Source organism: Streptomyces pristinaespiralis, from assembly GCF_001278075.1.
GTDB classification, from domain to species: Bacteria; Actinomycetota; Actinomycetes; order Streptomycetales; family Streptomycetaceae; genus Streptomyces; species Streptomyces pristinaespiralis.
Genome location: NZ_CP011340.1, coordinates 2389020 through 2411355 on the forward strand (window position 1 = coordinate 2389020; position 22336 = coordinate 2411355).

The 22336-nt window shown below is 70.3% G+C and carries 23 protein-coding genes; 8 read left to right on the forward strand and 15 right to left on the reverse strand.

Annotated elements, in window-relative coordinates; all coding sequences use genetic code 11:
* Nucleotides 1-26: 26 nt before the first annotated feature.
* The 4 genes from SPRI_RS09935 to SPRI_RS09950 all read right to left on the reverse strand — a co-directional run bounded on the left by SPRI_RS09935 (nucleotide 27) and on the right by SPRI_RS09950 (nucleotide 2841).
* Nucleotides 27-755 carry an ABC transporter ATP-binding protein gene (locus SPRI_RS09935; RefSeq protein ID WP_005310946.1) on the reverse strand — a complete coding sequence of 243 codons (729 nt, stop codon included), beginning with the start codon at nucleotides 753-755 and terminating at the stop codon, nucleotides 27-29.
* Between the two features lie 172 nt (nucleotides 756-927).
* A complete protein-coding gene (locus SPRI_RS09940) occupies nucleotides 928-1707 on the reverse strand; it encodes a DUF3710 domain-containing protein (protein WP_005310948.1) in 780 nt (259 codons plus the stop codon).
* A 1-nt stretch (nucleotide 1708) separates the two neighbouring features.
* Entirely contained in the window at nucleotides 1709-2221 is a 513-nt protein-coding gene (gene dut, locus SPRI_RS09945) for a dUTP diphosphatase (protein ID WP_037773579.1), read from the reverse strand.
* Nucleotides 2221-2841 (reverse strand): PaaI family thioesterase, encoded by a 621-nt coding sequence (locus tag SPRI_RS09950; RefSeq protein ID WP_005310953.1) that lies wholly within the window; start codon nucleotides 2839-2841, stop codon nucleotides 2221-2223. The genes dut and SPRI_RS09950 overlap by 1 nt, the downstream gene beginning before the upstream one ends.
* Nucleotides 2842-2899: 58 nt before the next feature.
* Between SPRI_RS09950 and SPRI_RS09955 the strand changes: the two genes are divergently transcribed.
* A complete protein-coding gene (locus SPRI_RS09955) occupies nucleotides 2900-3358 on the forward strand; it encodes a DUF3093 domain-containing protein (RefSeq protein ID WP_005310955.1) in 459 nt (152 codons plus the stop codon).
* 7 nt (nucleotides 3359-3365) lie between these two features.
* Here the strand turns inward: SPRI_RS09955 and SPRI_RS09960 are convergent, their stop codons facing one another.
* The 4 genes from SPRI_RS09960 to SPRI_RS09975 all read right to left on the reverse strand — a co-directional run bounded on the left by SPRI_RS09960 (nucleotide 3366) and on the right by SPRI_RS09975 (nucleotide 6933).
* Nucleotides 3366-4352: a hypothetical protein gene (locus SPRI_RS09960; RefSeq protein ID WP_005310957.1), complete on the reverse strand. Its 987-nt coding sequence runs from the start codon at nucleotides 4350-4352 to the stop codon at nucleotides 3366-3368.
* 13 nt (nucleotides 4353-4365) lie between these two features.
* Complete coding sequence (locus SPRI_RS09965; RefSeq protein WP_005310959.1) at nucleotides 4366-4662, reverse strand: DUF4193 domain-containing protein; 297 nt, start codon at nucleotides 4660-4662, stop codon at nucleotides 4366-4368.
* 380 nt (nucleotides 4663-5042) lie between these two features.
* On the reverse strand, nucleotides 5043-6275 hold the full coding sequence (locus SPRI_RS09970; RefSeq protein WP_005310961.1) for a sensor histidine kinase: 1233 nt from the start codon (nucleotides 6273-6275) through the stop codon (nucleotides 5043-5045).
* Nucleotides 6276-6279: 4 nt separating this feature from the next.
* Complete coding sequence (locus SPRI_RS09975) at nucleotides 6280-6933, reverse strand: response regulator transcription factor (protein ID WP_005310963.1); 654 nt, start codon at nucleotides 6931-6933, stop codon at nucleotides 6280-6282.
* A gap of 302 nt (nucleotides 6934-7235) precedes the next feature.
* On the opposite strand from SPRI_RS09975, the gene SPRI_RS38810 reads away from it, so the two are divergent.
* Nucleotides 7236-7403: a hypothetical protein gene (locus tag SPRI_RS38810; protein ID WP_182327823.1), complete on the forward strand. Its 168-nt coding sequence runs from the start codon at nucleotides 7236-7238 to the stop codon at nucleotides 7401-7403.
* A gap of 150 nt (nucleotides 7404-7553) precedes the next feature.
* Here SPRI_RS38810 and SPRI_RS09980 read toward each other — a convergent pair whose 3' ends face one another.
* Together SPRI_RS09980 and SPRI_RS09985 are read right to left on the reverse strand one after the other, a co-directional pair.
* Complete coding sequence (locus SPRI_RS09980; protein ID WP_053557720.1) at nucleotides 7554-8354, reverse strand: inositol monophosphatase family protein; 801 nt, start codon at nucleotides 8352-8354, stop codon at nucleotides 7554-7556.
* Between the two features lie 11 nt (nucleotides 8355-8365).
* Nucleotides 8366-9493, reverse strand: coding sequence for a ferrochelatase (locus SPRI_RS09985; protein WP_053556868.1), 1128 nt, complete (start codon nucleotides 9491-9493; stop codon nucleotides 8366-8368).
* Between the two features lie 108 nt (nucleotides 9494-9601).
* Between SPRI_RS09985 and SPRI_RS09990 the strand changes: the two genes are divergently transcribed.
* The 3 genes from SPRI_RS09990 to sepH all read left to right on the forward strand — a co-directional run bounded on the left by SPRI_RS09990 (nucleotide 9602) and on the right by sepH (nucleotide 13743).
* Nucleotides 9602-10852 carry an MFS transporter gene (locus tag SPRI_RS09990; RefSeq protein WP_005310968.1) on the forward strand — a complete coding sequence of 417 codons (1251 nt, stop codon included), beginning with the start codon at nucleotides 9602-9604 and terminating at the stop codon, nucleotides 10850-10852.
* A complete protein-coding gene (locus SPRI_RS09995) occupies nucleotides 10803-12131 on the forward strand; it encodes a D-arabinono-1,4-lactone oxidase (RefSeq protein ID WP_005310970.1) in 1329 nt (442 codons plus the stop codon). The genes SPRI_RS09990 and SPRI_RS09995 overlap by 50 nt, the downstream gene beginning before the upstream one ends.
* A 568-nt stretch (nucleotides 12132-12699) precedes the next feature.
* Nucleotides 12700-13743, forward strand: coding sequence for a septation protein SepH (gene sepH / locus SPRI_RS10000; protein ID WP_037773581.1), 1044 nt, complete (start codon nucleotides 12700-12702; stop codon nucleotides 13741-13743).
* 55 nt (nucleotides 13744-13798) lie between these two features.
* On the opposite strand, the gene SPRI_RS10005 is transcribed toward sepH, so the two are convergent.
* The gene (locus SPRI_RS10005; protein WP_037773583.1) at nucleotides 13799-14629 is read right to left on the reverse strand and encodes a sulfurtransferase; all 831 of its coding nucleotides are present in this window, start codon (nucleotides 14627-14629) and stop codon (nucleotides 13799-13801) included.
* Nucleotides 14630-14865: 236 nt separating this feature from the next.
* Here SPRI_RS10005 and SPRI_RS10010 point away from each other — a divergent pair, with 236 nt between their 5' ends.
* Complete coding sequence (locus SPRI_RS10010; protein ID WP_037773585.1) at nucleotides 14866-15636, forward strand: VOC family protein; 771 nt, start codon at nucleotides 14866-14868, stop codon at nucleotides 15634-15636.
* 34 nt (nucleotides 15637-15670) lie between these two features.
* Here SPRI_RS10010 and SPRI_RS10015 read toward each other — a convergent pair whose 3' ends face one another.
* The 3 genes from SPRI_RS10015 to SPRI_RS10025 form a co-directional block, all read right to left on the reverse strand.
* Nucleotides 15671-15919, reverse strand: a complete 249-nt coding sequence (locus SPRI_RS10015; protein ID WP_005310977.1) for a hypothetical protein — start codon at nucleotides 15917-15919, stop codon at nucleotides 15671-15673.
* A gap of 133 nt (nucleotides 15920-16052) precedes the next feature.
* Nucleotides 16053-17588, reverse strand: coding sequence for an outer membrane protein assembly factor BamB family protein (locus tag SPRI_RS10020; protein WP_078535234.1), 1536 nt, complete (start codon nucleotides 17586-17588; stop codon nucleotides 16053-16055).
* Between the two features lie 33 nt (nucleotides 17589-17621).
* Nucleotides 17622-18533: a hypothetical protein gene (locus SPRI_RS10025; protein WP_005310982.1), complete on the reverse strand. Its 912-nt coding sequence runs from the start codon at nucleotides 18531-18533 to the stop codon at nucleotides 17622-17624.
* Between the two features lie 648 nt (nucleotides 18534-19181).
* Here SPRI_RS10025 and SPRI_RS10030 point away from each other — a divergent pair.
* Nucleotides 19182-19970 carry a hypothetical protein gene (locus SPRI_RS10030; protein WP_037773587.1) on the forward strand — a complete coding sequence of 263 codons (789 nt, stop codon included), beginning with the start codon at nucleotides 19182-19184 and terminating at the stop codon, nucleotides 19968-19970.
* Between the two features lie 272 nt (nucleotides 19971-20242).
* Nucleotides 20243-21484, forward strand: a complete 1242-nt coding sequence (locus SPRI_RS10035; protein ID WP_158685151.1) for a PAS domain-containing protein — start codon at nucleotides 20243-20245, stop codon at nucleotides 21482-21484.
* A 31-nt stretch (nucleotides 21485-21515) separates the two neighbouring features.
* On the opposite strand, the gene SPRI_RS10040 is transcribed toward SPRI_RS10035, so the two are convergent.
* Nucleotides 21516-22247: a hypothetical protein gene (locus tag SPRI_RS10040; RefSeq protein ID WP_158685152.1), complete on the reverse strand. Its 732-nt coding sequence runs from the start codon at nucleotides 22245-22247 to the stop codon at nucleotides 21516-21518.
* Nucleotides 22248-22336: the final 89 nt, after the last annotated feature.

Genomic DNA, 22336 nt, shown 5'->3' on the forward strand with positions numbered 1-22336 from the left:
CGAAGGCGATCCCTGACGGGCGCGGGTCAGGCTTCGACGATCTCGCCGTCGGCCAGCTCCAGTACGCGGTCGGCGAGGCCGAGCAGCTGAGGGTCGTGCGTGGCGACGAGGGCCGTCACGTTCTCGCTGCGCACGACCGCCCGCAGCAGTTCCATCACGGCCAGTCCCGTCTCCGCGTCGAGCTGCCCGGTCGGCTCGTCCGCGATGAGCAGCTTGGGCCGGTTGGCGAGCGCACGGGCGATGGCGACGCGCTGCTGCTGCCCGCCCGACAGCTCGCCCGGGCGCTGGGCGGCATGGTCGGCGAGGCCCACCAGGGCGAGCAGCAGCGCCACGCGCTCCTCCCGCTCGCGCGGGTCCGCCTTGCGCAGCCGCATCGGCACACCGACGTTCTCCGCCGCGCTCAGGATCGGGATCAGGCCGAAGGACTGGAAGATGAAGCCGATCCGGTCGCGCCGCAGCTCCAGCAGGCCGTTCTCGCCGAGTTCGGACAGGTCGGTGCCGTCGACGGTGATCCGCCCCTCGTCCGGGGTGTCGAGACCGCCGACCAGGTTGAGCAGCGTGGTCTTGCCGGATCCCGACCGGCCTTTGAGGGCGACGAGTTCGCCCCGCGGGATCTCGAAGGAGACACCGCGCAGCGCGTGGACGGCCGCGGCTCCGGTGCCGTACGAGCGGTGCAGGTTCTCGATCCGCACCATGGGCCGCGAGGCGTCGTCGACGACGGCCGTGCCGGACTGTGCGCTGCTGCTCTCGGTCATCTGGATGCCCCCCGTGCCGGATCGTGTCCGGCACAGTATGTGCAGGGGCCATGCGCACGGGCAACGGTCCCGGAGGAACCCGTGGCCGAGTCGTGCGGAACGGTCCGTGGGCCCGCACCCGAGGGTGCGGGCCCACGGGCCACACGCTGTCGTACGAGGTCGCCGACCGCGGTCAGCGCACCTCGGTGATCTCGGGGCCGCGCTGGAGCTGGCCCATGCCCCCGGAGAACCGGGAGCCTTCCTGCTCCTCCTGCTGGACGCCCTCGGGCACCATCTGCGCGTCTTCCGGCAGCTTGAGGACGATCGGGTCGCGGGGCGCCATCGGTCCTTCGCCGCGCACCACGACGGTGTCCCTGAAGATCTGCTCGAGCAGGCCGGCCGCCTGCGGCTGCACCGCGCCCTGCCCGGAGATCACTCCGCGCAGGAACCAGCGGGGGCCGTCGACGCCCACGAAGCGCACCATCTGCACACCGCCGGTGCCGTCCGGGAGCTGTACGGGCACCTGGGCGCGCAGCTCCCAGCCGAGCGGGCCCTCGACCTCGTCGATGATGCCGCCCTGCTGGGTGATACCGGAGGCGATCTCCTCGCGGACCTCGCCCCAGATGCCCTCCTTCTTGGGCGCCGCGAAGGCCTGGAGCTGTACGGCGCTGTCGCGCAGCACGACCGTGGCCGCGACGATGGCGTCGCCGGCGACCTCGACCCGCAGTTCCATGCCCTCGACCCCGGGCACGAACAGGCCGCCCAGGTCGACCCGGCCCTCGCCGGGCCTGGAGACCTCCGAGACGTCCCAGGGGCCGTCGGGCCGGGGCGCCGGCGGGAGGTTCACCCGGCGGTTCCCGCTGTCCCCGGCTTCCGTGCCGAGCTCGGCGGACTCGTCGGCGACTCGCTCGGTGCCGTCCGCTGCGTCCGCCGCGTCCCCGGCGGAACCACTCTTCTTGCGACGTCCGAACACGTCACTGTCCTTCCCGGTCGGATACGACCGAAGCGTATCGATTCCCACCCGTAGAGCCGTCCACGGCGGCATGACCGCCGGTGGACCCGAAGCCCCCCTCGGCCCGCGCAGAGCCGGGAAGCTCCGCCACCTCGTGGAAGCGCACCTTCTCGACCTGCTGGACGACCAGTTGGGCGATCCGGTCGAACCGTTCGAACCGCACGCTCTCGCGTGGATCGAGATTGACCACGATCACCTTGATTTCCCCACGGTACCCGGCATCAATCGTCCCTGGGGCATTCACGAGGGCGACTCCGCAGCGGGCCGCGAGCCCGGACCGGGGGTGAACGAACGCCGCGTACCCGTCGGGCAGGGCGATCGACACTCCCGTGGGCAGCACGGCACGCTCCCCGGGGGCGAGTTCGGCGGCCTCGCACGTCACCAGATCGGCACCGGCGTCACCGGGGTGCCCGTACGCGGGCAGCGGCACCTCGGGGTGCACACGGCGGATGAGCACGTCGACGGGATCACGCATCAGGGGTTCACCTCGAAGGCGCGTGCGCGCCGGACCTGGTCGGGGTCGGCCATCGCGGCCTCGATCTCGGCGGGGCGGCCGTTCTCGATGAAGTGGTCGACCTTGACCTCGATGAACAGGGCGGACGCGCGCACGGCGACCGGTCCGTCGGGGCCGCCGATGCGTCCGGTGGCGGTCGAGTAGATCTTGCGGCCGGCGACGGCGGTGACCTCGGCGTCGAGGTGCAGCACGGTGTCCACCGGCACGGGACGCACGAAGTCGGTCTCGAGCTTGCCGGTGACCGCGATGACCCGCAGCAGCCAGTTCAGCGAACCGAGCGTCTCGTCGAGCGCGGAGGCGAGCACGCCCCCGTGCGCGAGACCGGGGGCGCCCTGGTGCGCGGCCTTGACGGTGAACTCGGCGGTGACGCGGACGCCTTCCTGTGCCCGTGCCTCGAGGTGCAGGCCGTGGGGCTGCTCCCCGCCGCACCCGAAGCAGTGCCCGTAGTGCGCGCCGAGGAGTTCACCCGGGGCGGGCGCATCGGGGTGCCGTACCGGTGCCGTGGCGTCGGCCGGCGGGGTCAGGGCCGAGGAACCGGCCGGGGGTACCGGGGTCGCCCCCCGGGAGTTCGCGTTGTTCACAGGCGCAGACCTTACCCGCGCGGCTACCCGCCGGTCGCACCGTGCCAAGCTTGGATTCATGCAGCCTTCCGCCCCGCAGTACGCAGAACGTCTGACCGCGCCCCGATCCTGGTGGGCCGTCACCGCCCTCGTCGCCCTTTCCGGCGGTCTGATCCTGCTGCCGCTGGGGACCCTGCCGATGCTGGGCGGGGTGATCGCCGCGGGTGCGCTGGCGTCGGCGCTGGTCAGCTCCTACGGCTCGGCCCGTATCCGGGTGGTGGCCGGCTCTCTCGTCGCCGGTGACGCGCGGATCCCGGTCTCCGCGCTCGGGGAGGCCGAGGTGCTGGACGCGGAGGAGGCCCGGGCCTGGCGGCTGCACAAGGCCGATCCGCGGGCCTTCATGCTGCTGCGCAGCTACGTCCCGACCGCCGTGCGGATCGAGATCACGGATCCGGAGGACCCGACGCCGTACGTCTATCTGTCGACGAGGGACCCGCAGGCGCTGGCCGCCGCTCTGACGGCCGTCCGCGCGGCATAGGACCCGGTCAGGCGCCCTCGGGTCCTTGGGGCAGCTCCGGGGCCCTAAGAGGGTTCTTGGGCTGCTCCAGGGGCGGCAGCGCGGGGAGCGCGTCCCACGGGACCTGCCTGCCCCGCAGGTCGGCACGGACGCGGTCGGCGAGCTTCCTGGTGTCACGGCGGTTCATCACGGCGCCGACGGCCGCGCCGACCATGAACGGCATCAGGTTCGGCAGATTGCGGACCATGCGCTTCATGATCTGCTGGCGCAGTTGACGCTTGAGCTGACCGCCCATCGAAGCGTCGTACGTCGAGGGCTTGGTGACCTGGATCCCGCGCTCCTGGGACCAGGCGTTCAGGTACGCGGTGCTGCGGTCCTTGAGGCCGCCGGGCGCCCGCACCCCGTAGACCTCGTGAAGCTCCGCGATGAGCTTCAGCTCGATGGCGGCGACGCCGACGATCTCCGCCGCGAGCTCCGTCGGCATCGCCGGCGGCACGGGCATCATCGCGGCGGCGCCGATACCGGCGCCCACCGTGGAACTGGCGTTGGCCGCTCCCGCGACCAGCTTGTCGGCAAGCTGCTCGGGGGAGAGGCCGGGAAACTGCCTGCGCAGCTTCTCCAGGTCACGCACCGGAATGCGCGGCGCGTTGTCGATCAGCACATCGGCGATGTGCCCGAGCGCCGCCTTGGCGCTCTCCTTGCTCCTCACGAGCCTCGTGCGCGCTCCCTGCCCCCGCCGGACAAGGTCCGCCCTGGCGCTCACGCCGCCCTTGACGACGCCTTTGGTGACCGTGGCCAGGCGTCGGGCCCTGGTCGGGGACCCTGCCTGGCCGGTTGTCGCGAGCGGGGCCGGCAGGCCTCGCTCCACACCCTCGGTCGCGCCGTGAGGCGGCGATGCGGACGAGTCCTCCGCGGACGCCGCAGCGTCCGGTGAGGGGCCCGTACCGCCCTGGTGCGCCTCCGGTCGTCCATGACGCCGGAAGCGCCGCTTCCCGGACGGTGTCTCGCCTGCCACTGGCGGCCGTGCCTCAGTCGCAGTCGCGGCAGATGGGCTGGCCGTTCTTCTCGCGCGCCAGCTGGCTGCGGTGATGCACGAGGAAGCAGCTCATGCAGGTGAACTCGTCGGCCTGCTTCGGCAGGACCCTTACGGCGAGCTCCTCGTTGGACAGGTCGGCCCCGGGGAGCTCCATGCCCTCTGCGGCCTCGAACTCGTCGACGTCGACGGTCGAGGTGGACTTGTCGTTCCGCCGGGCCTTCAGTTCCTCAAGGCTGTCGGAATCGACGTCGTCGTCGGTCTTGCGTGGGGTGTCGTAGTCCGTTGCCATGTCGCTCTCCCCCTCTGGGTGGTTGCGGTGTCTCAGCGCACGTAACGCGTGAGAGGCCGGACTTGTGCCCGACCTGAGGCGGAGATTTTGCCTCACATCAAGGTCTGTTACTCAATCGACACCCAACCGGACCGCTCGAGAGTGATCGGGTTGGATGGCGATGGGGACCGTACACGGTCCGCAGGCGTGCTTCACGGGCGCCACCCCGTGTACTTCCCGTGATGTCACCCCCCGGAAACCCGGGCTTTTACCGGCTTTCCGCACGATCATCGATCACGCAGCGTAGACGGATCCGATTCGTCCCCTGTGATTGATCGCACATGGATTCGTCGGATGCCGTTTCCGAAAATTCCGCTTAAAGCGAACATCGGACGGGAAACTCAGACCGGAAGAGTGACACGCATCACGAGCCCGCCTCCCTCGCGCGGCACGGCGGAGATACGGCCTCCGTGGGCGCGGGCCACCGAACGCGCGATGGAAAGCCCCAGTCCGACCCCCTTGTCGCTGCCCGTGCGCTCCTGGCGGAGGCGCCTGAACGGCTCGAAGAGGTTGTCGATCTCGTAGGCGGGAACCACCGGTCCGGTGTTGGTGACCAGCAGGACCGCCTGGCCGTGCTCGACCTCCGTGATCACCTCGATCCAGCCCCCGGGCACGTTGTACCTGACGGCGTTCTGCACGAGGTTCAGCGCGATCCGCTCCAGCAGCACGCCGTTGCCCTGGACGACCGCGGCCCGGCGCTCCCCGCGCACCTCCACGCCCTTCTCGTCCGCCTCGGAGCGGACCTGGTCCATGGCGCGCGACGCCACCTCCGCCAGGTCCACCGGCTTGCGCTCGACGATCTGGTTGTCGCTGCGGGCGAGCAGCAGCAGGCCCTCCACCAGCTGCTCGCTGCGCTCGTTGGTGGCCAGCAGCGTCTTGCCCAGCTGCTGGAGCTCCACGGGGGCTCCCGGATCGGAGAGGTGCACCTCGAGCAGCGTGCGGTTGATCGCCAGCGGCGTGCGCAGTTCGTGCGAGGCGTTCGCCACGAAGCGCTGCTGCGCGGTGAAGGCCCGCTCCAGGCGGTCCAGCATCTCGTCGAAGGTGTCGGCGAGCTCCTTGAGCTCGTCGTCGGGGCCGTCGAGCTCGATCCGGCGGGACAGGTCGGAACCGGCGACCTGGCGCGCGGTGCGGGTGATCCGGCCCAGCGGCGACAGCACCCGGCCGGCCATCGCGTAACCGAAGGCGAACGCGATGATGCTCAGGCCGAGCAGGGCGAACAGCGAGCGGCGCAGCAGGTCGTCCAGGGCCAGCTCCCGCTGGTGCTGGAGGCAGGCGGAGACGGCCTGGTTGAACTGCTCGCCGGAGCCCTCCTCGGGGAGGGTGCACCAGTCCGTCGTGGGCTGGACCTTGCCTTCGACGATCTTGAAGGGCAGATCCGCGACGCCGACGTGCAGCGCCTGCGCCGTGAAGAGGTAGATGATCGACAGCAGCAGGATGCCCGCGATCAGGAACATCCCGCCGTACAGCAGCGTGAGTCGTATCCGGATGGTGGGACGCAGCCAGGGACGGACGGGCTCCCTGGGGTCCCAGGTGGGTTTCGGAGGCGCTTCCGGGGGCGCGGGAACGGTGGCCACGCGATCAGATCCGGTAACCGGAACCGGGCACCGTGACGATCACGGGCGGCTCGCCGAGCTTGCGGCGCAGGGTCATCACGGTCACCCGCACCACGTTGGTGAACGGGTCCGTGTTCTCGTCCCAGGCCTTCTCCAACAGCTGCTCCGCGGAGACGACCGCGCCCTCGCTGCGCATCAGCACCTCCAGCACCGCGAACTCCTTGGGGGCCAGCTGGATCTCCCTGCCGTCCCTGAAGACCTCTCGGCGGTTCGGATCGAGCTTGATGCCGGCACGCTCCAGCACCGGCGGCAGCGGCACCGTCGTACGCCTGCCGAGGGCGCGCACACGCGCGGTGAGCTCGGTGAACGCGAACGGCTTGGGCAGATAGTCGTCGGCGCCGAGCTCCAGGCCCTCCACGCGGTCGCTCACGTCCCCCGACGCCGTCAGCATCAGCACCCGGGTCGGCATGCCCAGCTCGACGATCCTGCGGCAGACGTCGTCCCCGTGGACCAGGGGAAGGTCGCGGTCGAGCACCACCACGTCGTAGTCGTTGACCCCGATGCGCTCCAGGGCGGCGGCGCCGTCGTACACGACGTCGACCGCCATGGCCTCCCGGCGCAGGCCGGTGGCCACCGCATCGGCGAGCAGCTGCTCGTCCTCGACGACGAGTACGCGCACGTCGCTGTCCTCTCCTCGGGAGCCCCGTCACCGTGACAGGGCAGGTCTGCGCACTGACTGTGCGGCTCCATCCTGCCCGTTACGCGCGTAAACCGGCTGTAAGGCGAACAGGCACGACAACGGCACTGCGGAATAAGGAGGATTTCCGGGAGAGTTGAGGTTTCCACCCGGGAAGGGCTGGGGAGGACGACTGCACATCCCGATCACGCCCTGTGTGTGGCGCACCACGACCTGTTCCAGGGTTGATCAACCCACCGTCGGCACACCCCCGTGCCACCGACCTACGACGAGGGGGCGCATTCATGGACGCTTTCACTGCCGGACTGCTGCAGCGCATAAAGGCCGCCGAGGACGACCTGACGGTCGCCCGGGAGACGGGTGACGACTTCCTCGCCGACGTCGAGCAGGCGGAGCTGGACGATCTCCACCGCCTCGCCGCCGAGCACGGGGTGAATCTCACCGCCGCCTGATCCCGACCCGCACGGCGCAGAGGCCCGGCCCCGCACCAGCGGGGCCGGGCCTCTGTCATGAAGGCACGTCCGCCCCCGCCGGCGTGCGAGGCGCGGGGGTCCGGGGTCGGAGCGCCCGGAAGCGACCCGCCACAGGCGCTCTCCGCGCGCTCAGTCGTGCCACGCCCCCATTTCCTCCAGCAACGCCTGCAGCGGCTCGAACACGCCCGGCACCGCCGCCACCGTGAGGTCGCCCGACGGCCCGTCCCCGGGACGGCCCCCGGTCAGCGCGCCGCCCTCGCGGGCGATCAGGTCGCCCGCGGCGAGGTCCCACGGGCTGAGCCCGCGCTCGTAGTAGCCGTCCAGGCGGCCCGCCGCCACGTCCGCCAGGTCGATCGCCGCCGATCCGCTGCGCCGGATGTCGCGCAGCCGCGGGATCAGCCGCTGGGCGACGTCCGCCTGGTGCGTGCGGACGGTGTGGACGTAGTTGAAGCCGGTCGAGACCAGGGCCTGGTCCAGCGGGGGCGCCGGCCGGCACCGTACGGGCCGGTCGTTCAGGAACGCGCCGCCGCCCCGCACCGCGTGGAAGGTCTCGCGCCGCATCGGCGCCTCGACGACCCCGACCACGGTCCCGCCGTCGACTTCCGCGGCGATCGAGACGGCCCACGTGGGCAGCCCGTACAGGTAGTTGACGGTGCCGTCGAGCGGGTCGATGACCCAGCGCACCCCGCTGGTGCCCACCGTGGCCGCGCCCTCCTCGCCGAGGAAACCGTCGTCCGGACGGTGCTCGGAGAGGTAGCCGGTGATCAGCTTCTCCGCCGCGATGTCCATCTCGGTCACGACGTCGATGGGGCTGGACTTCGTCCTGGCGACGCCCAGGTCGTCCGGGCGGCCGTCCCGCAGCAGTGCGCCGGCCCTCCGGGCGGCCTCCAGGGCGAGGGACAGCAGTTCGGAGGTGAGCGGGTCGGTCACAGAGGTCTCCTTCACGCGTACGGGCTGTCGGCGCCGGCCGCCGCGGGCCTGGGCGCGCGGGCCGGACAGCACCCGACAGGGCAGAGGTCGTGGCTCGGGCCGAGCGCTCCGAGCGCGCAGCGTTCCGCCGGGATGCCGCGCTCACTGGCGGCCCGCTCCAGCAGGAGGTCGCGCACCGCGCCGGCGAACCGGGGGTCGGCGCCCACGGTCGCGGAGCGGCGCACCGGCAGGCCCAGCTCCGCGGCCTTCGCGGTGGCCTCCGTGTCGAGGTCGTAGAGGACCTCCATGTGGTCGGAGACGAAGCCGATCGGGACCATGACGACGGCCGGCGCACCGGAGGCGTGCAGGCTCTCCAGGTGGTCGCAGATGTCCGGTTCCAGCCAGGGGATGTGCGGGGCGCCGCTGCGGGACTGGTAGACGAGCTCCCAGGGGTGCTCGACGCCGGTCTCGCGGGCGACGGCGTCCGCGACGGTCCGGGCCACGTCGAGGTGCTGGCGGACGTAGGCGCCGCCGTCCCCGTGGTCGGTGTCGGGGCCGGAGGAGTCGGCCGCGGAGGTCGGGATCGAGTGCGTGGTGAAGGCGAGGTGCGCACCGGCGCGGACCTCTTCCGGCAGGTCGGCGAGAGAGGCGAGAACGCCGTCGATCATGGGCCGTACGAAACCGGGGTGGTTGAAGTAGTGCCGCAGCTTGTCCACGCGCGGCAGTTGCCGCCCTTCCGCCTCCAGCGTCGCCAGAGCGTCCGCGAGGTTCTCCCGGTACTGGCGGCAGCCGGAGTACGAGGCGTAGGCGCTGGTGGCGAGGACGGCGATGCGCCGGTGTCCCGCTTCGGTCATCTCGCGCAGGGTGTCGGTGAGGTACGGCGCCCAGTTGCGGTTGCCCCAGTGGACCGGCAGGTCCAGGCCGTGCTCGGCGAAGTCCTTGCGCAGGGCTTCGAGCAGCGCCCGGTTCTGGTCGTTGATGGGGCTGACGCCGCCGAAGAGGAAGTAGTGCTGCCCCACTTCCTTCAGTCGTTCCTTCGGGATGCCTCGGCCGCGGGTCACGTTCTCCAGGAACGGGACCACGTCGTCCGGGCCTTCTGGGCCGCCGAACGAGAGCAGCAGAAGGGCGTCGTAAGGCGCTGGGTCACGCAGATCGGACATGGGGTCGATCCTGCCACCCGCCTGTGACGGCGGAAAAACCGCGGTGCGCCGTCGGAGGTCGGGCGCGTAATCTGTGAAGGCTGCCCTTACGCCTTACCGGAGTCCCTCTTGCCCAGTCCGTACCGCGCGATTTTCGCCACCCCCGGCTCTTTGGGGTTCTCCGCTGCCGGCCTCCTCGGCCGGATGCCGCTGTCCATGCTGGGCATCGGGATCATGACCATGGTCTCCGAGCTCACCGGCCGCTACGGCCTGGCCGGCACCCTCACCGCGACGCTCGCGCTGTCGGCGGCCGTGCTCGGTCCACAGGTCTCCCGTCTGGTCGACCGACACGGCCAGCGCAGGGTGTTGCGTCCGGCCACGCTCGTCACGCTCGCCGCCGTCACCGGACTGCTGGTCTGCGCGCAGCAGGGAGCGCCGGACTGGACGCTGTTCGCCTTCACGGCCCTCGCGGGCTGTGCGCCGAGCGTCGGCGCGATGACCCGGGCGCGCTGGGCGGCGCTCCTGGAGGGCTCGCCGCGGGAGCTGCACACCGCCTACTCGGTCGAGTCGATCATCGACGAGGTGTGCTTCATCTTCGGCCCGATCATCTCCATCGGGCTGTCCACCCTGTGGTTCCCTGAGGCCGGTCCGCTGCTCGCCGCCGGGTTCCTGCTGGTCGGTGTCTGGTGGCTGACGGCCCAGCGGGCCACGGAGCCGAAGCCGCACCCGGCGTCGCACTACACCGGCGGCAGCGCGCTGCGCTCCCCCGGTCTCCAGGTCCTCGTCGCCGCGTTCGTCGCCACCGGGGTGATCTTCGGCGCGGTGGACGTGGTCACGGTGGCGTTCGCGGAGGAGACGGGCCACAAGGCCGCCGCGAGCTGGGTGCTCGCGGTCTACGCCCTCGGCTCCTGCCTCGCGGGCGCCGTCTTCGGCCTGTTGCACCTGAAGGGTGAGCCCGCCCGCAGGTGGGTGCTGGGCGTCTGCGCCATGGCCGTGAGTATGATCCCCCTCCAACTGGCCGGGAGCCTGCCGCTCCTGGCCGTGGCGCTCTTTGTCGCGGGCCTTGCCATCGCGCCGACGATGGTGACGACCATGGCCCTCGTCGAGGCGCACGTACCGCGCAGCAAGCTGACCGAGGGCATGTCCTGGACCGGTACCGGGCTCGCGGTCGGCGTCGCACTGGGTTCCTCGGCCGCCGGCTGGGTGGTCGACGCGCAGGGCGCCGCTGCGGGGTACGCGGTGCCCGGCGTCGCAGGAGTGTTCGCGGCCGTGGTGGCGTTCCTGGGGTACCGCCGGCTGCGCAGGCCGGTGCCGATGCGGGAGGGGCAGCGTGAGCAGCGTGATCAGGACCCGGAGCAGCGGGAGCAGCCCGTGGCGTAACTGGGCGGGGACCGTTGTCTCGCGCCCCGCGAGACAGGCACGTCCCGCGTCCGTGCAGGAGCTCGCCGACGCGGTCCGCTCGGCGGTCGCGGACGGCCTGCGGATCAAGACGGTCGGCACGGGCCATTCGTTCACGGCCATCGCGGCCACCGACGGGCTGCTGATACGGCCGGACCTGATGACGGGGATCCGCCGGATCGACCGCTCGGAGATGACCGTCACCGTCGAATCGGGTACCCCGCTCAAGCGGTTGAACACCGCCCTCGCCCGTGAGGGGCTGTCGCTCACGAACATGGGCGACATCATGGAGCAGACCGTCGCCGGCGCGACGTCGACCGGCACGCACGGCACCGGCCGTGACTCCGCATCGATCGCCGCGCAGATCAAGGGCCTTGAGCTGGTGACGGCCGACGGATCCGTCCTGACGTGCTCGGAGAAGGAGAATCCCGAGGTCTTCGCGGCGGCCCGGATCGGCCTGGGGGCGCTCGGGGTCGTCTCCGCGATCACCTTCGCGGTGGAGCCGGTCTTCCTGCTGACCGCCCGCGAGGAACCGATGGCCTTCGACCGGGTCCTGGCGGACTTCGACGCCCTGCACGCGGAGAACGAGCACTTCGAGTTCTACTGGTTCCCGCACACCGGGAACTGCAACACCAAGCGCAACAACCGCAGCTCCGGCCCGGCGGCGCCCCCCGGCAGGGTGGGTGGCTGGATCGAGGACGAGCTGCTGTCCAACGGCGCCTTCCAGCTGGCCTGTTCGCTGGGGCGCGCGGTGCCGGCGGCCGTTCCGGCGATCGCCCGGCTCTCCAGCCGTGCGCTGTCGGCCCGTACCTACACGGACATTCCCTACAAGGTCTTCACATCGCCCCGCCGGGTGCGGTTCGTGGAGATGGAGTACGCGCTGCCCAGGGAGGCCGCGGTGACGGCGCTGCGCGAGCTCAGGGCGATGATCGACCGCTCGCCGCTGCGGATCGGGTTCCCGGTCGAGGTGCGCACGGCCCCCGCCGACGACATCACGCTCTCGACGGCCTCGGGCCGCGAGACGGCGTACATCGCGGTCCACATGTACCGCGGCACGCCCTACCGTTCCTACTTCACCGCCGTGGAGTCGATCATGACGGCGCACGGCGGACGGCCGCACTGGGGAAAGATCCATACCCGGGACGCGCGCTACTTCGCCGAGGCCTACCCCCGGTTCGGCGAGTTCACCGCGCTGCGCGACCATCTCGACCCCGACCGGGTCTTCCAGAATCCGTATCTGCGCCGGGTACTGGGCGACTGAGTCGGCCCGTTCGCCCCCTCACTCCGGGCCGTTCGTCGCCTTTCTGACGCCCCGTCCAGGAATCGGGCTTCTGACTCGTCTTCAGCCGCCCTTGAGCATCTGCCGGTAGTGCACCGAGATAGGACTTTTGAGCGTAGAGAATAGTTCCGTTTCTGGTGTTTCCGTGAAGCACAACCCCTGGTCACCCCGCGTTCGAGCGCCGATCCACCACCCCTCGGCCGAAGTTCGGCGGCGCGGCTGTCCACCCGGATGGCCCGAATGGAGTACTGTGGCGAGCCCTGGGCCCGGCCTCCCTCGTGGTGTCCGGATCCCCAGGTTGGGGGCCGAAAACGGCGCTCGATCCGGCGGCGCCGCGGTGAAGCACGGAGATCTATCGCTCAGAGTGACGACCGATCACGCTGAGTGGCAAATAGATAACCGTGCCATAACGGCGATCCAGGGCTCGCGCCCGACACGCCGGGCAACTCGGCAAGGTTGTGGCAGGCTGCACCCGGGCAGGCCACACTCGACTCGACTAGCGGAAGCAGCGACGCAGGTGACGTCGGCAGGCACCACCCGGGAGGTCCCCATGCCCGAACTGCGTGTCGTGGCCGTCTCCAACGACGGCACACGACTGGTGCTCAAGGCTGCGGACAGCACGGAATACACGCTTCCGATCGACGAGCGCCTGCGTGCCGCCGTGCGTAACGACCGTGCCCGGCTCGGCCAGATCGAGATCGAGGTGGAGAGCCATCTCCGCCCCCGCGACATCCAGGCGCGTATACGTGCCGGTGCCTCCGCGGAGGAGGTCGCCCAGCTCGCCGGCATCCCCGTCGACCGGGTGCGCCGCTTCGAGGGCCCGGTCCTCGCCGAGCGCGCCTTCATGGCGGAGCGGGCCCGCAAGACCCCCGTACGCCGCCCCGGCGAGAACACCGGTCCGCAGCTGGGCGAGGCCGTGCAGGAGCGGCTGCTGCTGCGCGGTGCCGAGAAGGACACCGTCCAGTGGGACTCGTGGCGCCGCGACGACGGCACCTGGGAGGTCCTGCTCGTCTACCGGGTCGCGGGCGAACCGCATTCGGCGAGCTGGACCTACGACCCGCCGCGGCGGCTCGTCCAGGCCGTCGACGACGAGGCACGCGCCCTGATCGGTGAGACCGACGACACGATCGCGCAGGAGCCGAGCTTCCCGTTCGTCCCGCGCATCGCCCGCCTGCCCAGGGACCGGCCGCTGGACCGCGCCCTGGACCGGCAGATCGAGCGCCCGGCCGTGCCTTCCGCCGACGCGGACGACAAGGACGAGCGGGACTCGCTGACCAGTCTGTTGGAGGCCGTGCCGAACTTCCGCGGCGACATGGTCGTGCCCGAGCGCCCCGTGGCGTCGGAGCCGCCCGCCGTCGAGCCCGGCCAGGAGAGCGAGGCCGAGGAGGAGCCGGTGGCGCCCGCCGCGTCGGCCGGCGCCGGTTCCGCGTACGCGGACGTGCTGATGCCGCGATCCGTCGCGGGTCACCGGGACCGGCTGACGGGCACCACGGACCGGCAGGCGGAGGCGGACGGTGTCCGTCCCGGCCGCCGCGCCGCCGTGCCCAGCTGGGACGAGATCGTCTTCGGCACCCGCCGCAAGAAGCAGGAGTAGGAAACGTTCCGCAAGGGCCGGCCCCCACGGGTACCGGCCCTTGTGGCGTGTGCGATCAGCCCGGCTGCGGGCCCGTGGCGACCGGGCGGTCCGGGTTCCGCGACCACTCGGACCACGATCCCGCGTACAGAGCGGAATCGAAGCCGGCGATCTCCAGGGCCAGCACCTGCTGGGCGGCCGAGACGCCGGACCCGCAGTAGACGCCGACGGGCCCCGCTGCCTCACCGGCCCCCAGCTCGAAGAACCGTGCCGCCAGCCACTCGGCCGGCCGGAAACGGCCCTGGTCGTCCAGGTTCTCCGTGGTCGGCGCGGAGACCGCGCCCGGGATGTGCCCGGCGACCGCGTCGATGGGCTCCACCTCACCGCGGTAGCGCTCCCCCGCACGCGCGTCGAGCAGCAGGCCCTCACGGGCCTTCGCCGCCGCGTCGTCGGCGTCGAGCAGGGGCAGCGCACCCGGCTTCGGCTCGAAGGTGCCCTCCCGCGGGACGGGAACCGTCGTCTCGAGCGGCCCGGTCCACGCCGCGAGGCCACCGTCCAGCACCCGGACGTCGTCGTGCCCGGCCCAGCGCAGCAGCCACCAGGCGCGTGCCGCGCCCCAGCCCTTGTCGGCGTCGTAGGCAACGACGGGCGTGCCGGGACCGACACCCGCCCGGCGCATCACCGCGCCGAACGCCGCGACGTCGGGCAGCGGATGACGCCCGCCCGCTCCGGGCGGTGCGGCCAGTTCGGCGTCAAGATCGACGAAGACGGCGCCCGGGATGTGCCCGGCCTCGTAGTCGGGCCGACCGTGCGGCCCGCCCAGCCGGTAGCGGACGTCGAGAAGGACCGGCGGGGTGGGGCCGGCGAGCTCGTCCGCGAGACCGGCCGCGGAGATGATCGGATTCATACGGCCATCCTCGCGCACGGCCTGGCGCACCGGAACGCCCCCGAAGGGGATGAGCCACACCAAAACGGGCAACCTCCGGCGGGAACCCGCCATATCCGGCGCGGCCAGGGCGCACCAGGCCCCTGGTGATGACAACATCGGCTCGAGCGCAACGGTCTCCGCAGAGCCTCCCCACGACCGTGGACGCGCCAGGTCCCCCCGTACGGCCACCACGATGGTCCGAGGAGAGAGTGACGATGACCGAGGCGACTCGGCGCCCCCCGGGCACGCCCTGCTGGGTGAGCCTCATGGTGCACGGCCTTGACGCGACACAGGAGTTCTACGCGGCGCTGTTCGGCTGGGAGTTCTCCCCCGGCCCCACGCAGCTGGGGCCCTACGTCCGCGCGCTGATCGGCGGCAAGGAGGTGGCCGGCATCGGCCGGCTGCCGGCCGACCGCCATCTGCAGGTCGCCTGGACCGCTTACCTGGCGAGCGACGACGCCGACGTGACCGCGGAGACGATCCGCAGCTGCGGCGGCACGGTCGGCGTCGGGCCGCTCGACGCCGCCGACGCGGGACGGCTGGTGATCGCCTCCGACCCGGCGGGCGCGGTGTTCGGCGTCTGGCAGGCGGCGGAGCACACCGGCACCGCCGTGTACGGCACGCACGGGACGCCCGTCTGGAACGAGCTGCGGACCAGGGACAGTTCTTCGGTCGGCAAGTTCTACCAGGCGGTCTTCGGCCACGAAGCCAAGGAGGACGCCTCCGCTCCCGACCGGCTCACGCTGCGGCTCGACGGGCGTCCCGTCGCCACCGTGCGGGGCATGGGCCAGGACCTGCCGCGCGACCGCGGTCCGCACTGGATGACGTACTTCGAGGTCGAGGACACCGACGCGGCCGCGCACCGGGTGGTGGAGCTGGGCGGGCACGTGATCGAGGCGCCGGGACCGGGTCCGCGCGGGAGGGCGGCGACCGTCTCCGATCCCGAGGGCGCGGTGTTCACGATCGTACGGTCGGACGTACCCTGACGAAGGGCACCGTTCCCGGCAGAGTCGGGACGTCTCACGGGGAGCCGTTCGTCCCGCGTTCGCCGGACGGCTCCTCATGGACCGGGCGAAGCCATTCGGGTAGCGCGTCGCGGATTGCGGGTACTGCCAGGGCGCGGGACACGGCGGCTGACACGGTAAGCGCTCCCGCCACCCACGGAAGCGTGGTGTGCAGACCGGTGACGTCCACGACCACGGGGATCACCAGTACGAGACCGAGCAGGGTGTGCAGGAGCCCGTGGAGAGTCTGCTTCTGATTCTTCATCGCATCCGGCCTCTCTCGTGCTGTTCCACATTGGACAAGTGGGCAGCCGGAGCGAAGGAGCAGCAGCGCCGGGCCACGGCCCGGCGCTGCTGTTTGTTCCCGGCTGAAGCGGCCGAGTGGTCGCGGTCCGGGGCTACTTGCCCGGTGTGGGGACAGGGTTCTGCGCCGTGGGGCCACTTCGGGGCGGATCACTGGCCGTGGGCGGTGCCGGGGAACTCGCCGCTGGCGAAGGCGGCACGGCGTCCGTCGGCGGCCGGGGCGAAGGCATGGCCGTGGGTGACGGCACCGGAGGAGCCACAGGGGCGGCCGGAGCGGATTCGGGCACAGCTGTCGGCGTGGCTGGAGTGACCGCGGCGTCGGGCACGTAGTAGGCGTACAGCCCTCCGTCCTCCGAACCTACGAAGATCTGCCCCTCAGCGAGGGTCGGCGACGACGTCACGCGCCCGTTCGTGGGCAGGCCGGTCCACAGGAGGGTCAGGTCGGTGGCGTCGTGAGCGGCGACGTGGTTGTCCGCTCCCACATAGACGACGTCGTGGGCCACGGCAGGGGACGACACCAGTCCGGAGGTACCCGGCGGGCCCAGGCGGGTCTGCCGGACCGTGGTGCCGTGATCGCGGACGGAGTAGAGGAACCCGTCGTTGGCGCTCACGTAGACGCGATCGGTCTGTTCGTGAGCCGTGTCGACGGCCGGGGAGGCCGTGACCTGTCCCCCGGTCGGCACCTGCCACTGCGGAAGTCCGGTAGTGAGGTCGAGCGCGGTCAAGGAGGCGCCGATGCCGATGTAGAGCGCTTCGTCGGTCACCGCAGGCGAAGAAAGGATGCTCCCCGCGCCGGGGCTCTGATGCGTCCAGACCTCGGCGCCGGTGGCCGCGTCGAGGGCGGTCACATCGCCCTGGTCGTCCCCGATGTAGACCCTGTTGTCCTTCACGGCCGGTGAGGACCGATAGCCGTTACCGGTTCCCGCCTTGGGGTAGGTCCACTTGAGGTTTCCGGTGGCTGCTTCGAAGGCGTACAGACGCTTGTCTCCGCCTTCCGCCGCGGCGAACACGGTCTTGCCGTCCTCGGACACGGCCGGGGACGAGCGGCCGAAACCGTAGGGCTTGGACCACAGTGACCTGCCCGCCGTGCTGACGGCGTAAAGACTGCCGTCGGCGGAGGTGACGAAGACCTGATCGCCCACCACGGCCGGCGAGGACACCACGTCACCACGGGTCGGAAAGCGCCAGAGGAGCTTGCCGTTCGCGTCGATCGCCTGCAGGTGCATGTCGTTGGAACCGACGTACGCGACACGATCGACGACCGCCGGGGACGAGGTGACTGCGTCAGCTGTGACGAAGGGCCAGCCGGGCCGCAACTGCAGGTGCGGCACCTGCGACTTGTACAGATCGGTGAGGTGCTGATTGAAGCCTGTGTGGGCCGAGTCGAAACGGAACATCGGCCACCCCTCGCTGCTCGCCCCGCTGCCGGTTTCCCCGTTGCCTTGGCCGAGGCCACCGAGGGGCTGTCGGGCCAGGGAGCTTTCTGCCAGCAGTGTCACCGTTTGACCGGCGGGTGCGTGTGCCGATGCGAATGCCGTGGCACTCCAGGCCGTCACGGCGAGGATCAGGGTGATCGCCAACGCCAGTGGCCGGCGCCAGAACCGCTCTGCCTCACGAGCAATGCTGCTCATACGTTTGTCCTTTCGTGGTTGGACCGAGAAGTGCTAAGCGGCGTGCCGGTTCCTCTCCGGGCACGGCATGCGTTCGACGGGATCAGCAAGGCGAAGCCGGAGAGCCGGAAGGTACGGCGTGAGCCTTCTGCGCACGCCTGCCGGCAGGGAACCGGTATCCCGGCGAAGCGACTCGGAGAGATACCGGGCCAGGTCAGGAGGGAGATCGTTCTCGAGCCAGCTCCGGAAGGCTGCTACGGAGCATCTGCGGATGGCTTCGCCTTCGGGGTCCTGCGCGGGGTCGGGCAAGGACAGTTCGACGTCATCGATGCTCGCCGGTCGCTGGAAGCCGAGGAGAACCAGCAGTTCACCGTTCTTCGGGCTGACTCGGGAGGCGAGGCCGGCCTTCTCGCCGGGAGTGAGCATTCTCCCCAGGCCCTGTACGGTCGCCTCCTCCAGCGCGAGGAACTGCCTGCGCGCACGGCGCTGACCTCGCGTGAGCGGGTCCTCGGCCCGTGCGGCTGCCGTGAACGCGCCCCGGATGCGCGCCCTCAGCAGAGCCGGCCACACCTCGTAGCGGGTCCAGTCGATCCTGAGGATCGACTGGTACAGCTCCCACATGACCTCGCTGCGCACCGCATCACGGTCGGCTTCGGCCGGAAGGCCCGACGCCAGGCGGTCGGCTGTCCGCTTCGCCCACGGCCAGAGGCGTGCCAGGAGTTCCTCCTGCAGGTCCGCAAGCTGCTCGCCCGTTTCGGCGCGCTGTGCGAATTCCTTCAGTTCGGTCGTGATCCATTCCCTGTCGTAAGGACTTGCGGTGCGGCGCTCCCTGTCCCACCGGGCGGAAGGCGTGCCCCGTGGAACGGTTCTCGCGGCGCACGAGAGCCTTGCCGGACAAAGCCGGCAGTCCGCAGAAAAGGAAATCTTTTCCGACGGCTGCGACAAAGCAGCCTGCTGGTTGTACATGAACAGCCTCCACTCGATGAGGGCTCCGTCACACCACCCAGCATCGAAGAAGAATCATGCGGTCCGCTCGCGGAAAGCCTTGGCTTTTGCCTGAAGTTACGATGATCCCTCGAACCAATACATTGGCGTATGCCTGATCCGATGCCGCACCGGTTCCCGGCCGGTGAGGCAAAGGCCGAGCAGTTCAGACACTTGCCGCCGATTCCCCGACCCACTTGAAGGGAAGAACCATCAGCCCGGAATTCGTGAGCCGCTTCATGCCACGCCCATGATGGCTCTCGTTCCGGGCACGGCCGAGGAGACCCGATGGATTTTCCCTATGGCGCAGAAAGTCACCGGAACCGGGATTGGGAACGCCTTGACCAAAGCGGCCCCGCCCCCGTTGCCGGCTTCTGCAATCCGTTCAAAGGCGGGGCTCCTGAGGCATTCGTCCTCACAGAGGACGAGACCGGATGGGGACATGTCCGCTACCTCTCCCAGGATCCCCGCGGGACCGGACAATGGTTTCTGCAGGAGCTGCCGGGGCGGCCTTCCACGGCTACCGCGATCGTCGCCACGGTCCAGGGGCTGACCGTCTGCGCCCATTGGACCGATGTCTCGGGCGACCTCTGGCGGGCACCGCTGACGTCAGCGGGCATAGGAGGTACCGTGCGGCACGGCTTGGGGAAGGGGATCGTCAGACTCGCCGTGACGTACCACGGAGCCGGGCGGAGTCCGTACACACCCGTCGTCTACGGAACGGCCCGGCAGGCCGGCTCCCGCCTCCCTCGCCTCTGGGTCAGCAGCCCGGCTCACCCGATGACGTACTACCGGATGCCGGAGGGCTTCGGCAGCACCTCGGGCTTCACCCTTTCCATGGCAGGCCCGGACGTATGGGTGGTGGACGGTGTGAGGGAAGGCCGGCTGCAGCGCTGGCGCGGTCAGCAGGGCACGTCCGCACTGCAGGGTCCGCTCGAGTACGGCAGCGACGACGTCCTCGCAAGGAGCGCGGTCGGAGCGTACGGGCGGGTCGACCCGCTCGCGCCCCGCCCACTCTTCGTCGGCCAGGACCACGGTCTATACGCATGGGCAGGACGACTCGGTGCGTTCGAAGTGGCCGGCGGGGAACCCGTACGCGAAGCGCACGTCGCCCGGCAGCCACACGGAAAGGCGCTCGTCTACATGACCGGAAAGGACGGCGTGCTCAGAACGATGACTGCGCATGCACCCTTCGACGCATGCACCCTCCGCGGACCGGTCGAACCCGTTTCCGAGGCCCCACGCGTGGACACCGCCTTTCCTACGCTCCATCCGGCCGACCGCCCCACCGTCTTCACGATGGAGTCCGCCGGCGGGACGCTAAGCCTTTTCTCGCACAACTCCGCGGCCTGGGAGTGCCATGCCGTACTGGGATTCGAGCAACCGGGCGTGCCGCACCCGGCCGATGGCCGTTCTTGACGGCTCACGATGGCGGACCCGAGGTGCAACCTGCAAGGATGCAGCCAACGTTGCGGGAGGCAGGCTGAATTATGCCCGGGGGAGGAAGCCAAGTCATGTTCACCTCGACGGCCCAGGTCGGGTTGTCGTGAAGCGTGAGGATGCCGTTCCTGTCAATTGAGTCGCTGCTCTCAGGAGTACTGACAACGCTCCCATTGGGACTGTGGACCACAGATCTCGATCTGAGGTTCACCACCATGGCGGCCGGCCCGGGGTTGAACCATCAGGTCGCCATGTCCCGCGCAGTCATCGCGCAGGAGGGGCGCAAGAGATTCGACCTCCGGTATCCACAGCACCCGGACGTCTCGGCGCACCTGCGGGCCCGAGCCGGTGAGACCGTCAACTGGCTGATGGGGTGGAGCGGAGCGATCAAGGCATGCGTCGCGCCTTTGCGTGGATCGGACGGCGAGGTCGTCGGAGTGGTGGGCGCCGCGGTCGACCTGTCGGAAGTGATGGAGGAGGAGCGGCGACGCGCCAGCTCGGAGCAACTGCTCTACGCCTTCCTCGAGCAGGGCCCTTGTGCTGCTTCCATCCTGGATCCCGACGACCGTGTCATCTTCGCCAACCAGCTCTTCCTCGACGCCGTCGACGCATCCCCGGAAAAGGCGATCGGCAATCGGGAACAGGCGCTCATTCCGGCCGGCTCCACCGAGTCACCCCGGAGACCGGACGAGTGGAGAAGCAGGAGCGGGGACCGGACGTTCCGGTCCCGTCGCCTGTCCGTACCCGGCCCGAGTGGGGCTGCACTCACCCTGCACGCCGCATCGGACGTCAGTGAGGAGATCCGGCTGCGGGAGCAGTCGGAGAACAGGCGCCAGCGCTACCGCGCGCTCATCGAGAGCACTCCCGGACCGCTGGCCATCGTCGACCTCCACCAATGCGTGGAGGATGTCAACAAGGAGTTCGGCAGAATGCTGGGCCTTCCGCAGGACCAACTCGGGGGACTTTCCCTCGGCCGTTGGGTCGATCCGTGCTCACGTGAACCGTACGACGCGTTGTGGGAGGCGCTGGCCGGCGGCCAGGACGTCAATACCGCACAGAACCTGGTCTTCACGGACAACAGCGGAAAGATACTTCTCACCAGAGTGGTGATCCGGACTCTCCGCAACGAGAGCGGCCCGATGGCTACGGCCTGGGTCGTCGAGTCATGGGGCGAACCGGCCACGCAGGTGGCCAGAAACACCGGCCCCGGTCTCTCCGCTCTCGACGGACAGGTGCTGGAGCGGCTGGCCGTGGGTGAGAGCAATGCCGAGATCGCAGCCGCCCTGTGCCTGAGTCGTCAAGGACTCGATTACCGGCTGAAGCAGTTACGGCAGAGGCTTTCTGCCGGCAGCAGGGGCGCCATCGTGGCGCGGGCCTACGCGGAAGGGCTGCTGTCCGCCGCGGACTGGCCGCCCCAATTCCGGGACCGGCCCGACGCCGGCCGGCGTTCGGCTGCGAGCGAGCAGGCGAAGAGCCCTCGTCGACTGGACTGACGAGGGCTCTTCGCGCGGGGTCGAACCGGGATCAGGGGGCCAGGTCGTACACGGCGACCGACAGGTGGCCGCTTCCGCTCTCGATCGGTGAGGTGTAGACCGAGAACCTGGGCTGGGTCCCGCCCGCCGGCGGGGTGAACGTCAGCCCGAACATCTGACGAGCAGCGTCGTACGTCTTCTTCATGGGGTACGTCGTGTCGGCGTCGTCGACATCGGCCGCGAGAATCCACCGCTGGGCGCTGGAAACCCGGTAGTTGTACCACAGGCTGAAGTTGATGGGGTTGTCGCTGCCGACGCAGAAGTCGAGCCTCACTCCGTCACCGTTTCCGAAAGCGGCGTCCTTGGTGAGCACCGCCACGTCACTGGCGCCCGGGGCCAGCGGGTTGGGCAGGTCGCTCACCTCGCAGCTCGTCGACTCGTAGTTGTACAGCGTGACCGGGTGCGAGGATTCGTTGCTGACGGAGATCTCCAGCTGCCCCACCGAGTCGTCGGCGGTGACCATGTTGGCGACCGCCACACCCGATTGGACGGCACTGGACACCAGCAGGCCGACCGAGGCGGCCGCGCCGATACCGGCCGCGGTGATCGCCCCCTCGGGCTGCACCGCTTCCTTGGAGTTGCTCACCAGATTCGCGACGTCCTTGTTGGCCTGCTTGCCCACCGCTTCGGACACGGTGAGAAACTGGACGGTGCCGCCGCTGGAGGTCGTCTGAGTCGGATTGTCCGTGCCGGAGGACTCAGGGGCGTTCGAAGTCGTGACCATGTCGGCCTCTCCCATCTCGAGCAGAGCGCTGGAACGATGGTGGCCCGAGTACCTGAACGGTTTTCGGGATGTGCGGCGCTCTACTGATG

Bases quoted from the DNA above. Each gene is read 5' to 3' on its own strand.
- dut (WP_037773579.1), bottom strand. From the start codon at position 2,221: ATGCGTGATCCCGTCGACGTGCTCATCCGCCGTGTGCACCCCGAGGTG.
- SPRI_RS09965 (WP_005310959.1), bottom strand. From the start codon at position 4,662: ATGGCAACGGACTACGACACCCCACGCAAGACCGACGACGACGTCGAT.
- SPRI_RS10005 (WP_037773583.1), bottom strand. From the start codon at position 14,629: ATGAATCCGATCATCTCCGCGGCCGGTCTCGCGGACGAGCTCGCCGGC.
- SPRI_RS09985 (WP_053556868.1), bottom strand. From the start codon at position 9,493: ATGTCCGATCTGCGTGACCCAGCGCCTTACGACGCCCTTCTGCTGCTC.
- sepH (WP_037773581.1), top strand. From the start codon at position 12,700: ATGCCCGAACTGCGTGTCGTGGCCGTCTCCAACGACGGCACACGACTG.
- SPRI_RS10025 (WP_005310982.1), bottom strand. From the start codon at position 18,533: ATGTACAACCAGCAGGCTGCTTTGTCGCAGCCGTCGGAAAAGATTTCC.
- SPRI_RS09955 (WP_005310955.1), top strand. From the start codon at position 2,900: ATGCAGCCTTCCGCCCCGCAGTACGCAGAACGTCTGACCGCGCCCCGA.
- SPRI_RS10040 (WP_158685152.1), bottom strand. From the start codon at position 22,247: ATGGTCACGACTTCGAACGCCCCTGAGTCCTCCGGCACGGACAATCCG.
- SPRI_RS09935 (WP_005310946.1), bottom strand. From the start codon at position 755: ATGACCGAGAGCAGCAGCGCACAGTCCGGCACGGCCGTCGTCGACGAC.
- SPRI_RS10035 (WP_158685151.1), top strand. From the start codon at position 20,243: ATGTCCCGCGCAGTCATCGCGCAGGAGGGGCGCAAGAGATTCGACCTC.
- SPRI_RS38810 (WP_182327823.1), top strand. From the start codon at position 7,236: ATGGACGCTTTCACTGCCGGACTGCTGCAGCGCATAAAGGCCGCCGAG.
- SPRI_RS10015 (WP_005310977.1), bottom strand. From the start codon at position 15,919: ATGAAGAATCAGAAGCAGACTCTCCACGGGCTCCTGCACACCCTGCTC.
- SPRI_RS10010 (WP_037773585.1), top strand. From the start codon at position 14,866: ATGACCGAGGCGACTCGGCGCCCCCCGGGCACGCCCTGCTGGGTGAGC.
- SPRI_RS10020 (WP_078535234.1), bottom strand. From the start codon at position 17,588: ATGAGCAGCATTGCTCGTGAGGCAGAGCGGTTCTGGCGCCGGCCACTG.